General features: G+C 71.1%; 11 protein-coding genes. 6 read left to right on the top strand and 5 right to left on the bottom strand.

Annotation, left to right across the window (positions count from 1 at the left end; genetic code table 11):
* Positions 1-20: 20 nt before the first annotated feature.
* The gene (locus ACN20J_RS22150; RefSeq protein WP_055618595.1) at positions 21-578 is read right to left on the bottom strand and encodes a SigE family RNA polymerase sigma factor; all 558 of its coding nucleotides are present in this window, start codon (positions 576-578) and stop codon (positions 21-23) included.
* Positions 579-849: 271 nt separating this feature from the next.
* Positions 850-1,779, bottom strand: coding sequence for an A/G-specific adenine glycosylase (locus ACN20J_RS22145; RefSeq protein ID WP_419666597.1), 930 nt, complete (start codon positions 1,777-1,779; stop codon positions 850-852).
* Between the two features lie 306 nt (positions 1,780-2,085).
* Here ACN20J_RS22145 and ACN20J_RS22140 point away from each other — a divergent pair, with 306 nt between their 5' ends.
* Positions 2,086-2,907 carry a hypothetical protein gene (locus tag ACN20J_RS22140; protein WP_361910239.1) on the top strand — a complete coding sequence of 274 codons (822 nt, stop codon included), beginning with the start codon at positions 2,086-2,088 and terminating at the stop codon, positions 2,905-2,907.
* A gap of 341 nt (positions 2,908-3,248) precedes the next feature.
* On the opposite strand, the gene disA is transcribed toward ACN20J_RS22140, so the two are convergent.
* Together disA and radA are read right to left on the bottom strand one after the other, a co-directional pair.
* On the bottom strand, positions 3,249-4,373 hold the full coding sequence (gene disA, locus ACN20J_RS22135; protein WP_055618634.1) for a DNA integrity scanning diadenylate cyclase DisA: 1,125 nt from the start codon (positions 4,371-4,373) through the stop codon (positions 3,249-3,251).
* Between the two features lie 70 nt (positions 4,374-4,443).
* Positions 4,444-5,853, bottom strand: a complete 1,410-nt coding sequence (gene radA, locus ACN20J_RS22130; protein WP_419666596.1) for a DNA repair protein RadA — start codon at positions 5,851-5,853, stop codon at positions 4,444-4,446.
* A gap of 219 nt (positions 5,854-6,072) precedes the next feature.
* On the opposite strand from radA, the gene ACN20J_RS22125 reads away from it, so the two are divergent.
* On the top strand, positions 6,073-7,965 hold the full coding sequence (locus ACN20J_RS22125) for a BACON domain-containing protein (protein ID WP_419666595.1): 1,893 nt from the start codon (positions 6,073-6,075) through the stop codon (positions 7,963-7,965).
* Positions 7,966-8,071: 106 nt separating this feature from the next.
* On the opposite strand, the gene ACN20J_RS22120 is transcribed toward ACN20J_RS22125, so the two are convergent.
* Entirely contained in the window at positions 8,072-8,932 is an 861-nt protein-coding gene (locus ACN20J_RS22120) for a hypothetical protein (protein WP_307523572.1), read from the bottom strand.
* A gap of 71 nt (positions 8,933-9,003) precedes the next feature.
* Between ACN20J_RS22120 and ACN20J_RS22115 the strand changes: the two genes are divergently transcribed.
* The 4 genes from ACN20J_RS22115 (at position 9,004) to ilvD (ending at position 13,794) form a co-directional block, all read left to right on the top strand.
* On the top strand, positions 9,004-9,957 hold the full coding sequence (locus tag ACN20J_RS22115) for a Ppx/GppA phosphatase family protein (protein WP_189843130.1): 954 nt from the start codon (positions 9,004-9,006) through the stop codon (positions 9,955-9,957).
* A gap of 361 nt (positions 9,958-10,318) precedes the next feature.
* Complete coding sequence (locus tag ACN20J_RS22110) at positions 10,319-11,143, top strand: sugar phosphate isomerase/epimerase family protein (RefSeq protein WP_190230659.1); 825 nt, start codon at positions 10,319-10,321, stop codon at positions 11,141-11,143.
* Positions 11,140-11,754 (top strand): TetR/AcrR family transcriptional regulator, encoded by a 615-nt coding sequence (locus tag ACN20J_RS22105; RefSeq protein WP_189843128.1) that lies wholly within the window; start codon positions 11,140-11,142, stop codon positions 11,752-11,754. Before ACN20J_RS22110 ends, ACN20J_RS22105 begins: the two co-directional genes overlap by 4 nt.
* A gap of 186 nt (positions 11,755-11,940) precedes the next feature.
* Positions 11,941-13,794: a dihydroxy-acid dehydratase gene (gene ilvD, locus ACN20J_RS22100; protein WP_189843127.1), complete on the top strand. Its 1,854-nt coding sequence runs from the start codon at positions 11,941-11,943 to the stop codon at positions 13,792-13,794.
* Positions 13,795-13,813 lie beyond the last annotated feature (19 nt).

Genomic DNA, 13,813 nt, shown 5'->3' with positions numbered 1-13,813 from the left:
GGGCCGTGGAACCGTAGTGCCTACGCCGCGCAACGCTCCCGCTCCTCACGCTCCGGCACACCCGCGCCGAATCCGTCGTGTTCGTCGGACGCCCGGCGCTCCAGCTCCTCGCGGAGCCGGGCGAGCGCCCGGTGCAGTGTGCTCTTGACCGTGCCGGCCGACATGCCGAGGGCGGCGGCGGTCTCCTCCGTGGACATCTGCTCCCAGTGTCGCAGCACGACGACACTGCGTTGTTTCGGAGCGAGCACCTTCATGATGTCCATCAGGAGCGCGCGGTCGGCGTGCTGCTCGGTGGAGTCGTCCACGCTCGCGTCCGGCAGCTGCTCGGTGGGGACCTCCTCCAGCTTGCGGGCCCGCCACCACTCCGTACGCGTGTTGATCATGACGCGGCGCAGATAGGCGTCGGCGAGACGCTTGTCGGCGATGCCGTCCCAGCGGCCGTACGTGCGGACCAGCGCGGTCTGCAGGAGGTCCTGGGCGTCGACAGGGTCGGGGACCAGGCGGCGTGCGCTGCGCAGCAGCGCGTCCTGCCGGGTGCGTACGTACTCTTCGAACTCGAGCACCTCGCCATGCGCCATTCCAACCGCCTCCGTCCCCGTGTTCCGGCCTGTGTGCTGCCGGTTGTCCGTTGCCTGCCGTACCGCTGGTCCGCGGTACGGCAATGAAGTTACGGAGCGGTTGTCACGGGGCTGTCCGAACGAGCCTGCGGGAAGCGCTCGGCTGTCCGTCGGTTGTGTAACGGAAGTAGGGGATGGGTAAAGCGAGGTGACGACTGGGGCGGGTATGGGGCGTTTTGCCCACCGGGAGTTGTCAAGACGAACTGTCACTGACCCCGGTGGAACCTGTGAGTCAGCTCAGTGGGAGCCGGTACAGACCGCCCGCGAGGGGCTCGACGAGTCCGTCGGCTACCAGCCCGTCCAAGGACCGGGCGCGTTGGACCGGCTCGTCCCACACCCGGTCCAGGACCGACTGCGGAACCGGCGCGACCGCCTCGCGCAGCACGGCGAGCAGCCGGCCGCGCACCTGCCGGTCCGTACCCGCGTACGTCTGTCCGCGCCGCGGCGGCCCCTCGTGCGCGGGCTTGCCGCCGAGCCGCCACGCGCACTGGGCCGCGATCGGGCACCGCACACAACTCTCGTTCTTCGCCGTGCAGACGAGCGCGCCGAGCTCCATGGACGCGGCGGCCCAGAGCGAGGCCGTGCGCTCGTCGTCGGGCAACAGGGCGCGGGCCAGCTTGCGTTCGGCGGCGGTCGTGGCGTTCGGCGGGTACTGGACACCGGTGACGGCCCGCGCGAACACGCGCCGCACGTTCGTGTCGAGCACGGCGTGCCGCTGCCCGTACGCGAAGGAGGCCACCGCGGCCGCCGTGTACTCACCGATGCCGGGCAGCGCGAGCAACTGGGCGTGCTCCGTGGGTACGTCGCCGCCGTGGCGCTCCGTTATGGCGACCGCGGCGCCGTGCAGTCGCAGCGCGCGGCGCGGATAGCCGAGGCGGCCCCAGGCGCGGACGGCCTCGCCCGGCGCGTCCTCGGCGAGGTCGGCGGGGCGCGGCCAGCGGGCGAGCCACTGCTCGTACACCGGCAGCACCCGGCTCACCGGCGTCTGCTGCAGCATGAACTCGCTGACCATCACTCCCCACGGTCCCGCGTCGGCCCGCCGCCATGGCAGGTCGCGCGCGTTGTCCTCGAACCAGTCGATGACAGGGGCGTGCAGGTCGTCGCCGACGGTCTCTTGCGCGTCGGCCTGGGCGTGGGATGTGGGTTTCGTGGGCGCAGTCATGGCACCCCGATCCTCCCATGCGGGGGCGTCTCCGACGGTTTGGCTGGGGGTGCGCGTTGGGTTTTGGGTGCGGGTGGGTGGGGGCTGAGCGCGCAGTTCCCCGCGCCCCTGGGTGGGTGAGGGCTGGGGATGTGATGTGCGTGCGGGTGATCCGTGGCTGAGCGCGCCGTTCCCCGCGCCCCTAAAGGACTGCGCAGTTCCCCGCGCCCCTTACAGGGCGTCTCCGGGGCGATGATCTGTAAAAGATGATGGTCTGGGCGGCGGGTGGGGACAGTGAAGTCCCGGATCTCTCGTACAGTTTGCGCCGTGGGATCTATGCGCAATCCGGTCGGGCCGCTTCCCTCCTCCATCTACTGGCGACGGAGGGCCGTTCTCGTGTCCGTGGTCGCGGTGTTGGCGCTGCTGGTCACGTGGGTGGTGACCTCTGACGGCGGGGGCGGCGGCAAGAACGACGCCGACGGGTCCAACGACAAGAACCCCACCGCCTCGATCACCCCGGGCCCCTCCGGCTCCGACCCCGCGATCAGCCAAGCCCCGGGCGGGCGCGACGAGTCGGACGACGGAAGCGACACCGGCTCCGGCGGCTCGGCGGGCTCCGGGGACTCGGACGGTTCCACCTCCGGGGGGTCCGGAGGATCCGGCGGATCCACCTCGGGCGGTGGCGGAGTGGACGACGGCGCGGGCGGCGGAGGCTCCGGCGACACGCTCCCGGCCGGCTCCAGCCTGCCCAACTGCACCGCCGGTGCCGTGAAGTTGACCCTGCGGAGCGTCAACAACGCGTACGCGCCCGGCGAGAAGCCCACCTTCGAACTGATCGCCAAGAACTCCTCGTCCAGCGACTGCAAGCTCGATCTGGGCCCCAAGAGCGCGGTCCTGACCATCACCCAGGCGGACAGCGACGACGAGATCTGGTCCTCGGCCGACTGCCCGACAGGCGCCGCCTCCATCCTCTTCCGCATCCCCGCCAACGACCGCGTAACCCACACCATCCAGTGGAACCGCAAGTCCAGCGCCCCCGAATGCGCCACCCCACCCGCCATCACAGCAACCCCCGGCACCTACTTGGTAGAAGCCAAGGCCCCATCCTTCACAAAAACCCAGACATCCTTCGTCCTGAAGAAGGACTAGCGGAGGGCAACGGCCTCAGCAGAGACGCGCTCCACGGGGGCAAGGGGGACGGCCGGCACAGTCTTTCTGGGGCCACGGGGGGACCGGCGCAGTCTCTAGGGGCGCGGGGAACGGCGCAATCTTTTAGCGCCACGAGAACCGCCGCAGCCTTTGGGCCCACGGGGACCGCCGCAGCCCTCAGGGGCGCGGGGAACGGCGCAATCTTTTAGGGGCGCGAGGAACTGCGCGGGCAACCGAATCCGACGGCCACACAACACACACCCTCACCCCACCCACCCAGGGGCGCGAGGAACTGCGCGACCAGCCCCACCAACCCGCACCCCCCGCCAAACCGCCGGCGGCTACACGTACCGCTCAAGAATCGAAGACTCAGCCAACCGAGAAAGCCCCTCCCGCACACTACGAGCCCGAGCCTCCCCCACCCCATCCACGGTCTGCAGATCATCCACACTCGCAGCGAGCAGCTTCTGCAACCCACCGAAGTGCTCAACAAGCCGGTCGATAATGGCCCCCGGCAGTCGCGGCACCTTGGCCAACAACCGGAACCCGCGGGGCGAAACCGCGGAGTCGAGCGCCTCGGGCGACCCCGTGTACCCCAACGCCCGAGCCACCGTAGGCAGTTCGAGAAGCTCCGCATGGGTGAGCGCGTCGAGCTCGAACAACGCCTCGTCGACGGTCCGCGACCGCTTGGCGGTCGGCTCGGGCACGTAGTCCCGCACGACAAGCTCCCGCTCGGGCTCGACCCCGGCGATCAACTCGTCCAGTTGAAGCGCGAGCAGCCGCCCGTCCGTGCCCAACTCGACCACGTACTCGGCGATCTCGGTCGCGATCCGGCGCACCATCTCCAGCCGCTGGGCGACGGCCGAGACGTCCCGGACGGTGACGAGGTCCTCGATCTCGAGGGCGGACAACGTGCCGGCGACCTCGTCGAGGCGGAGCTTGTACCGCTCCAGCGTGGCCAGCGCCTGGTTCGCGCGGGAGAGGATCGCGGCCGAGTCCTCCAGGACCCGCCGCTGCCCGTCCACGTAGAGCGCGATCAGCCGCATGGACTGGGAGACGGAGACGACGGGGAAGCCGACCTGCTTGCTCACCCGGTCCGCCGTGCGGTGACGGGTGCCCGTCTCCTCCGTGGGGATGGTGGGGTCGGGCACCAGCTGCACACCGGCCCGCAGGATCTTGGTGATGTCCTTGTCGACGATGATGCCGCCGTCGAGCTTGCACAGCTCGCGCAGCCGGGTCGCCGTGAACTCGACGTCCAGCACGAAACCGCCGCTGCACATCGCCTCGACGGTCTTGTCCCAGCCGAGCACGATGAGCCCGCCGGTGTTGCCGCGGAGAATGCGCTCCAGGCCGTCACGGAGCCCTGTGCCGGGTGCCACGGCGCTGAGTGAGGTGCGCATCAGGCCATCGGCACCGGAACTCCCGGCGGACTTGCCGGGAACTGCTGCCCGGTCGTTGGCTGCCACTGCACTCCTCCGGTCGCAGGTGTCTGGGGGCGCCCTGAGTTCGTACGGACGGGCGAGACCTGGGCAAAGTCTACCGGCGCTCTTCCTCGTCCCGTGGGGCCTCTCGCCGACGCGACCTCGGGAGGACCCTCAGCGCGTCTCCCATGTCGGCGACTTCCAGGACCTTCATGCCCGCAGGGATCTTGCCCGGATCGCCCGGAACGAGGGCGTGGGTGAAGCCCAGACGATGGGCTTCGGCGAGTCTGCGCTGGACGCCCGTGACCCGTCTGACCTCGCCTGCGAGGCCCACTTCCCCGATCGCGACGAGGTTCTTGGGCAGCGGGGTGTCGCTCGCGGCGCTGGCCAGCGCGAGCGCGATCGCGAGGTCCGCGGCGGGCTCGGTGAGCTTCACACCGCCGACCGTCGCGGTGTAGATGTCCCGCTTCCCGATGGCACTGATCCGGCCGCGCTGCTCCAGAACGGCGAGCATCATCTGGACCCGGGAGGTCTCCAGACCGGAGGTCGTACGCCTCGGCGTGGGGATCTGGGTGTCCACGGTGAGCGCCTGGACCTCGGCCACGAGGGGGCGGCGGCCTTCCAGGGTGACGGTCAGACAGGTGCCGGGCACCGGCTCGGCACGGCGGGTCAGGAACAGACCGCTCGGGTCGGTCAGGCCCGTGATGCCCTCGTCGTGCAGTTCGAAGCAGCCGACCTCGTCCGTCGTCCCGTAACGGTTCTTGACGCCCCGTACGAGCCGAAGGCGCGCGTGCCGGTCGCCCTCGAAGCTGAGGACGACGTCCACGAGGTGCTCCAGGAGGCGCGGTCCCGCGATGGCGCCGTCCTTGGTGACATGGCCCACCAGCAGCGTGGCCATGCCGCGCTCCTTGGAGGCGCGGATCAGGGCGCCGGCCACCTCACGGACCTGGGACATGCCTCCGGGGGCGCCGTCGATCTCCGGAGAGGCCACCGTCTGCACGGAGTCGACGATGAGCAGGGACGGCTTCACCGCGTCCAAGTGGCCGAGGACCGCGGCCAGATCGGTCTCCGCCGCCAGATACAGGTGGTCGTCGATCGCCTTGATGCGGTCGGCGCGCAGCCGGACCTGGCTCGCCGACTCCTCACCCGTGATGTAGAGCGTGCGGTGCTCGTCACTGGCCGCCTTCGCCGCCACGTCCAGCAGCAGCGTGGACTTGCCGACGCCCGGTTCGCCCGCCACGAGCACGACCGCGCCCGGTACGAGACCGCCGCCGAGCACCCGGTCCAGCTCGGGCACGCCGGTCGAGCGGGCGGTCGCCTGCCGGCCGTCGACCTCGCCGATGGGCAGCGCGGACGTGGTGACCCGGCCGGGGGCCGTCGTCCGTACCGCGGGCGTGCCGTACTCGTCGATCGTCCCCCACGCCTGGCACTCGGGGCAGCGGCCGAGCCACTTGGCCGCCTGCCAGCCGCACTCGGTGCAGCGGTAGGACGGCCGGTCCTTCGCGGTCTTCGTACGGGCAGCCATGACACGAACCGTAACCGCCCCCACTGACAGCGCGGTCCCGGTCCGTTCCGCGCCCGATGCCGATAACCGGGCACCCTTCACAAACCGGCCACGACTCGTCAGGAACACGCCATGGAATTCAGGGTTCCTGTCCCCTTATGAGGGATCGTTTCACCCGTACGGATTAAATGTGCGCAAGCAGCAAGAAGGGGCCACCGCGCGGCCCCTACGGTCGCACGGGTGATGAGCCGCAGTCCCGAGACCTCGACCCGCACCACCAGCGCACACCGGGCGCACCGCGAGGCGCGCGACCGGGCGGCGGCGCGCACGCTGGCACAGTGCCCGCCTCCGCGCTACGAGCCGTACCTGGACGGTCTGTTCACCTACTGCCTGTCCGTGCTGTGCGACCACGACACGGCGACCGCCGCCCTCGGCGACGTACTCGCGCTCGCCGAGCGCCGCGGCCAACGCGGCCCGGAGGCGCCCGACGACCGCAGGGCCTGGCTGTACGCCCTCGCCCGCTGGTCCTGCCTGCGCAAGCTCGCCGAGGCCAAGCAGAAACGTCATGGCGCCCATGCGCTGGGACGATCCGAGGGCGCGCACGCCTCCGGCCGCTCCCAGGGCGCGTACGCCGAGGGCCGTCCCCAAGGCGCGTACGCCGGAGTCCACCGCGCCGCCGCCGCGGTCGCGGACCGTCCCGGCGGCCAGACGGCCGACCGGGCGGCCGACCCCGCCTCCGAACGAACCGCGGACCCGACCGCCGACCTCCTCTCCGCCGCCGAGGAGGACCGTCGCCGTCGTGAACTTGCGCTGCTGGCCTGGCCGGAGGCCGCCGGTACGACGCCCGAACAGCGTGAGGCGCTCGAACTGGCCGTACGGCACCAGCTCGCCGCGCACGAGGTCGCCGCCGTCCTCGGCATGGACCTGGCCGCCGCCCGCGAACTCCTCGCGACGGCCGCCTGCGAGGTCGAGCGCACGCGCGCGGCCCTCGCCGTCGTCGAGACCGGCACCTGTCCGGGAGTCACCCGGCTCACCGGCGACAACCACCTCGTCCTCAGCACGGCCCTGCGCCGCGAACTGGTCCGGCACGTCGACGACTGCCCGCGCTGTCGCCGTACGGCCGAGCGCGCGGTCCCCGGCTCCTGGCCCGGCACCAGCGTCACACCCGCCGCGCTGCCCGTACTCGAAGCCCCGCGCGCGGCCCTCCACCGGGCGATGACGCACGTCCCACGCGCGCGGGGCGGCGGTCCGCGCTTCGACCGGCGCGGGTTCCCGATGGACCCCAAGGACCGCGCGGCCCGCCGTGACCGCCTCCGCGCGCGTGCCGTCACCACCACCGTCGTCGCCACGGTCGTGGCGGCCCCGGTGCTCGCCCTGTGGGCGGCCTACCGTGGCGCACCCCTCACCGGCGAGGGAGCGGACGGCCGCCCGGTCACCGCGAACGAGGCGCAGGACTCCGACGGGCTCGGCGGCGAGTCACCCGGCTACGAGAACGCCGGCAACGCCAGCACCAGGCCCGATCCCCGCTTCACGCCGGGCCGCGACTCGCCCGACGTCTCCGTGGAAGTCATCGGCGTGGCCTCGGGACAACAGAAAACCGGCCTCTCCGTAGAGGCCGGTTCCAGCGGCGACACGACACTGATCACCCTCACGGCGACCGGGAGTTCACCGGTCCGCTGGTCCGCGCACACCGGGGCGTCCTGGCTCTACCTCAGCCAGTCGTCCGGAACGCTGGAGCCGGGCGAGTCGTTGACGATCAAGGTGTACGTCGACCATCTGCGCGAGCCGATCGGCCCCTGGAGCGCCAGCGTGTCGGTCGCGCCAGCGGGCGCCGTGGTCACGATCGACGGCTACGGGACGGCGGGCCCGAGCCCGACGCATCCAGGACCCCGCCCGGACCCGCCCACGCCGACACCGACCCATCCCGGTCCGACCGGCCCGGGCCCCGACCCGGAGCCCACACCGAGCGATCCGTCCCCGTCCAGCCCCGATCCCGAGCCCACGCCCACCGACACGGCTCCGTCGGACCCGGAGCCGGAACCCCCGCCGGAGTCCTCCGGAGGTTCTACGCCGCCGCCCAGTGACAGCGGCAGTCCCAGTGACAGTGGCGACCCGAGCCCGTCGGAGGGGTGAACGCTTCCGCGGGCGGGGTCGTCGGCGGTGGGTCGGCGTCCGCCGGTCGTCGTGGGCCGGTCGCGGAAGCGCGGCGGAGCCGCACGATGTCGCAGCCCCGCGCTTGTTACGGGGTGCTGCGGGCCGGGTCCGCCGGATGCGGAGCCACCAACGGCAGCTGGGACGCCAGGCGCTCCTCGCAGAGCTCCACCAGGCGGTCGTAGCCGGCCTTGCCCATCAGTTCGATCAGTTCGGGCCGGTAGGAGACGTAGACCGGGTCGCCCGCGCCGTGCGCGGAGGTCGCCGAGGTGCACCACCAGTGCAGGTCGTGGCCGCCTGGACCCCACCCGCGGCGGTCGTACTCGCCGATCGAGACCTGGAGCACCCGGGTGTCGTCGGGCCGGTCGATCCACTCGTACGTACGCCGGACCGGGAGCTGCCAGCAGACGTCCGGCTTGGTCTCCAGGGGCTCGCGGCCCTCCTTGACGGCCAGGATGTGCAGCGAGCAGCCCGCGCCGCCCGCGAAGCCCGGCCGGTTCTGGAAGATGCACGAGCCCTGGTACGGCCGGGTCTGCCGGTCGCCGTCCTCGTCCTTCGAGACCCAGCCCGTCTCCGTCCCCACCTCGTGGTTCTGCCACATCTCCGGCGTGAGTCTCGCCACATGTCCGGCGACGCGCTTCTCGTCGTCCTCGTCCGAGAAGTGGGCGCCCAGCGTGCAGCACCCGTCGTCCGCGCGGCCCGCCTGGATGCCCTGGCAGCCGCTTCCGAAGATGCAGTTCCAGCGAGAGGTCAGCCATGTCAGATCGCAGCGGAAGAGCTGCTCGTCGTCGGCCGGATCCGGGAACTCCACCCACGCACGCGCGAAGTCGAGCCCCTTCTCGTCACCCTGCTCCGGGACGGCCGGGGACTTCTTGGACTTGGGCGAACCCTTGGCGGACTTGGCGGACACTGCCGACTTGTCGGCCTTTGCCTTTTTCGTCTTTGGCACAGGTCCAGGGTAAGTGGCCGGGAAGCCATCCGGGGACTGCTGGGCGTTCCGCGCGCAGTAGCGTTCCGTACATGAGACTCGGTGTCCTCGACGTGGGTTCGAACACGGTGCATCTGCTGGTGGTGGATGCACACCCCGGCGCGCGCCCGCTGCCCGCGCATTCGCACAAGGCGGAGCTGCGGCTCGCCCAACTCCTCGACGAGAGCGGCGCGATCGATTCTGTAGGAGTCGACAAACTGATCGCCGTTGTCCAGGAGGCGCTGGAGGCCGCCGAGGACAAGGGCGTGGAGGACCTGCTGCCGTTCGCGACCTCCGCGGTGCGCGAGGCCAGCAACGCCGACGACGTACTGGCCCGGGTGCGTGCCGAGACCGGCGTCGAGCTCCAGGTCCTCACCGGGGCCGAGGAGGCGCGGCTCACGTTCCTGGCGGCCCGCCGCTGGTTCGGCTGGTCGGCGGGGAAGCTGCTCGTCCTCGACATCGGCGGCGGCTCCCTGGAGATCGCGTACGGCATCGACGAGGAGCCGGACGCGGCGGCCTCGCTGCCGCTGGGCGCGGGCCGGCTGACCGCGGGCTGGCTGCCGAACGATCCCGCGGACCCGGGGGACATCAGGGCCCTGCGCCGCCATGTGCGGGCCCAGATCGCCCGTACGGTCGGGGAATTCAGCCGCTTCGGCGCGCCCGACCACGTGGTCGCGACCTCCAAGACCTTCCGGCAGCTGGCCCGTATCGCGGGGGCCGCCCGCTCGGCCGACGGCCTGTACGTCCAGCGCGAACTCAAGCGCCGCTCCCTGGAGGACTGGGTCCCCCGCCTCGCCGCCATGACCACCGCCGAACGCGCCGAACTCCCCGGCGTCTCCGAAGGCCGCGCCAACCAACTCCTTGCCGGCGCCATCGTCGCCGCCGGCGCCATGGACCTCTTCGGCGTAGAAACCCTCGAAATCTGCCCCTGGGCCCTGAGAGAGGGCGTAATCCTCCGAACCCTGGACCAGATGGCGACCCCAGAACCCCCCACCCCACGCCCATGAGGGGCCTTTAGGGGCGCGGGGAACGGCGCAATCTTTTAGGGGCGCGAGGAACTGCGCGGGCAACCGGATCCGACCGTCACGCGACACACACCTTCACCCCCACCCACCCAGGGGCGCGGGGAACGGCGCAATCTTTTAGGGGCGCGAGGAACTGCGCGGGCAACCCAATCCGACGGCCACGCGAAACACACCCTCACCCCCACCCACCCAGGGGCGCGGGGAACTGCGCACCAAGCCACACCCAACCCGCACCCACCCACCCAACTCACCCACGACCGAATCCCCAACCCCGACCCGTCACCCCCCGGCCAAAGCCCCCCACCCGAACACAACCACCAGAGCCACCCCGTAACCTGTCCCCGTGGCAGAACCAGTCGTGCGCATCCCGGATGCGAAGGTCGCCCTGTCCACGGCCTCCGTATACCCGGAGTCGACGGCAACGGCCTTCGAGATCGCCGCACGCCTCGGCTACGACGGCGTAGAGGTCATGGTCTGGACCGACCCCGTCAGCCAGGACATCGAGGCCCTCCGCCGCCTGAGCGACTACCACCAGGTCCCGATCCTCGCGATCCACGCCCCCTGCCTGCTCATCACCCAGCGCGTCTGGTCCACCGACCCGTGGACCAAACTCCAGCGCGCCCAGTCGGCAGCCGAGAAACTCGGCGCGAGCACGGTCGTCGTACACCCCCCGTTCCGCTGGCAGCGCCAGTACGCACGCGACTTCGTCACCGGAATCTGGCGCATGGCGAACGAGACGGACGTCCGGTTCGCCGTCGAAAACATGTACCCCTGGCGCTACCGCGACCGCGAGATGCTCGCCTACGCCCCCGACTGGGACGTCACGAAGGACGACTACCGCCACTTCACGATCGATCTCAGCCACACGGCGACCGCCCGCACGGACGCGCTCCAGATGATCGACCGCATGAGCGACCGCCTCGGCCACGTCCACCTCGCCGACGGCAACGGCTCCAACAAGGACGAGCACCTCGTCCCCGGCCGCGGCACACAGCCCTGCGCCGAGCTGCTGGAACGCCTCGCCCTGTCCGGCTTCGACGGTCACGTCGTCATCGAGGTCAACACCCGCCGCGCCATGTCCAGCGCCGAACGTGAGGCCGACCTCGCGGAGGCCCTCGCCTTCACCCGGCTCCACCTGGCCTCGGCCGTACGGGTCCCGCGCACGTGACCAGCGCCGCCCCGCGCCGCCGCGGACGCCCCTCCCACGCGGACTCCGCGGACGCCCCCGCCGCCCGCGACCGCATCCTCGCGGCGGCCCGCGAGGAGTTCTCCGAGCGGGGCTACGAGAAGACGTCCGTACGCGGCATCGCCAAGGCCGCGGGCGTGGACTCGGCCCTCGTGCACCACTACTTCGGCACCAAGGAGCAGGTCTTCGAGGCGTCCATCGAGGTCGCCTTCGGGCCCCTCCTGAGCGCCCCGGGCTCGATCGCGGAAGGCCCCCTGGACGGCGTCGGCGAGCGACTGGCCCGCTTCTTCTTCGGGGTCTGGGAGAACCCGGCGACCCGCAAGGCGCTGCTCGCGATCATCCGCTCAGCCGTGAACAACGAGGTCGCGGCCTCGGTCTTCCGTCGCCTCATCTCGGCCCAGCTGCTTCGCCGCGTCGCCGCCCAGCTGGACACGCCGGACGCCGAACTGCGCGCCGAGCTGGCCGCCGCTCAGCTCGTGGGCATCGCGATGCTGCGGTACGTGATCAAGGTCGAACCCCTGGCCTCGGCGAACCCGGAACAGATCATCGCAAGGGTGGCCCCGGTGATTCAGGCCCACCTGACGAACCCCTGAGCCTTTCAAGGGGCGGGACCGTGACACGTACGGCTCCGGCGCGTGGGCGGGACCGGCCACATAAAGGCCCCGCCCCGCAGCCGACCACCGAGACAGCCATCCCGCATTCCGGACGCCGTGTCCAACCCCTGGATGACGGGCGTACGCTCGACGTGAGTCATTACTCTCCCGAAGGAGCGAGCTGCGATGCCCGAGCTGAGGTCCCGCACAGTCACCCACGGCCGCAACATGGCGGGCGCACGCGCCCTTATGCGCGCCTCCGGTGTACCGGGCGCGGACATCGGCCGCAAGCCGATCATCGCGGTCGCCAACAGTTTCACCGAGTTCGTGCCCGGCCACACCCACCTCCAGCCGGTCGGCCGGATCGTGAGCGAGGCCATCACGGCCGCGGGCGGCATCCCGCGCGAGTTCAACACGATCGCGGTCGACGACGGCATCGCGATGGGCCACGGAGGCATGCTCTACAGCCTGCCCTCCCGCGACCTGATCGCGGACAGCGTCGAGTACATGGTGGAGGCCCACTGCGCCGACGCCCTGATCTGCATCTCGAACTGCGACAAGATCACGCCCGGCATGCTGATGGCGGCCCTGCGCCTGAACATCCCGACGGTCTTCGTCTCCGGCGGCCCCATGGAGTCCGGCCGCGCGACCCTGGTCGACGGCACGGTCCGTACGCTCGACCTGGTCGACGCGATCTCCGACGCCGTGAACGACAAGATCTCGGACGAGGACATCCTCCGTATCGAGGAGAACGCCTGTCCGACCTGCGGCTCCTGTTCCGGCATGTTCACGGCCAACTCCATGAACTGCCTGACGGAGGCCATCGGCCTCTCCCTCCCCGGCAACGGCTCGGTCCTCGCCACGCACACCGCCCGCAAGGCGCTGTACCAGGACGCGGGGCGCACGGTGATGGACATCACCCGCCGCTACTACGAGCAGGACGACGAGACGGTCCTGCCGCGCAACATCGCCACGATCGCGGCCTTCGAGAACGCCATGGCGCTCGACATCGCCATGGGCGGCTCGACCAACACGATCCTGCACCTGCTGGCCGCGGCCCAGGAGGCCGAGGTCCCCTTCGGCCTGGACGAGATCAACGCCGTCTCGCGCCGCGTGCCCTGCCTCGCCAAGGTCGCCCCGAACGTGGCCAAGGACCGGACGTACTACATGGAGGACGTGCATCGGGCCGGAGGTATCCCCGCTCTGCTCGGCGAACTGCACCGCGGCGGTCACCTGAACGAGGACGTGCACTCGGTCCACAGCCCGTCCCTCTCCGACTGGCTGAAGACCTGGGACGTCCGCGCCGGCTCCCCGTCCCCCGAGGCGCTGGAGCTGTGGCACGCGGCACCCGGCTGTGTCCGTTCCGCCGAGGCCTTCTCCCAGTCCGAGCGCTGGGAGGCCCTCGACGAGGACGCGGAGGGCGGCTGCATCCGCTCGGCGGAGCACGCGTACTCCAAGGACGGCGGCCTGGCGGTCCTGAAGGGCAACCTCGCCGTCGACGGCTGTGTCGTGAAGACGGCGGGCGTGGACGAGTCGATCTGGACCTTCGAGGGCCCGGCGGTCGTCTGCGAGTCGCAGGAGGAGGCCGTCGACAAGATCCTCAAGAAGGAGATCACGCACGGCGACGTCGTCGTCATCCGCTACGAGGGCCCCAAGGGCGGCCCCGGCATGCAGGAGATGCTCTACCCGACGTCCTTCCTGAAGGGCCGCGGCCTCGGCAAGACCTGCGCCCTGATCACCGACGGACGTTTCTCCGGCGGCACGTCCGGCCTGTCCATCGGCCACGCCTCCCCGGAGGCGGCCTCCGGCGGCACGATCGCCCTCGTCAAGGACGGCGACCGCATCCGCATCGACATCCCGAACCGCGGCATCGAGCTCCTGGTCTCCGACGAGGAGCTGGCCACCCGCCGCGAGGCCCTGAACGGCGTCTACGCCCCGGCCGCCCGCGAGCGAAAGGTCTCCGCCGCCCTCCGCGCGTACGCGGCGATGGCGACCAGCGCCGACAAGGGCGCAGTCCGAGACGTCTCCAAACTCGGCTGACCCCGCCCCACCCCCACCA

This window comes from Streptomyces sp. 2-1, from assembly GCF_048564895.1.
Lineage (GTDB): Bacteria > Actinomycetota > Actinomycetes > Streptomycetales > Streptomycetaceae > Streptomyces > Streptomyces phaeochromogenes.
This window is presented reverse-complemented; position numbering and strand designations above follow the sequence as displayed.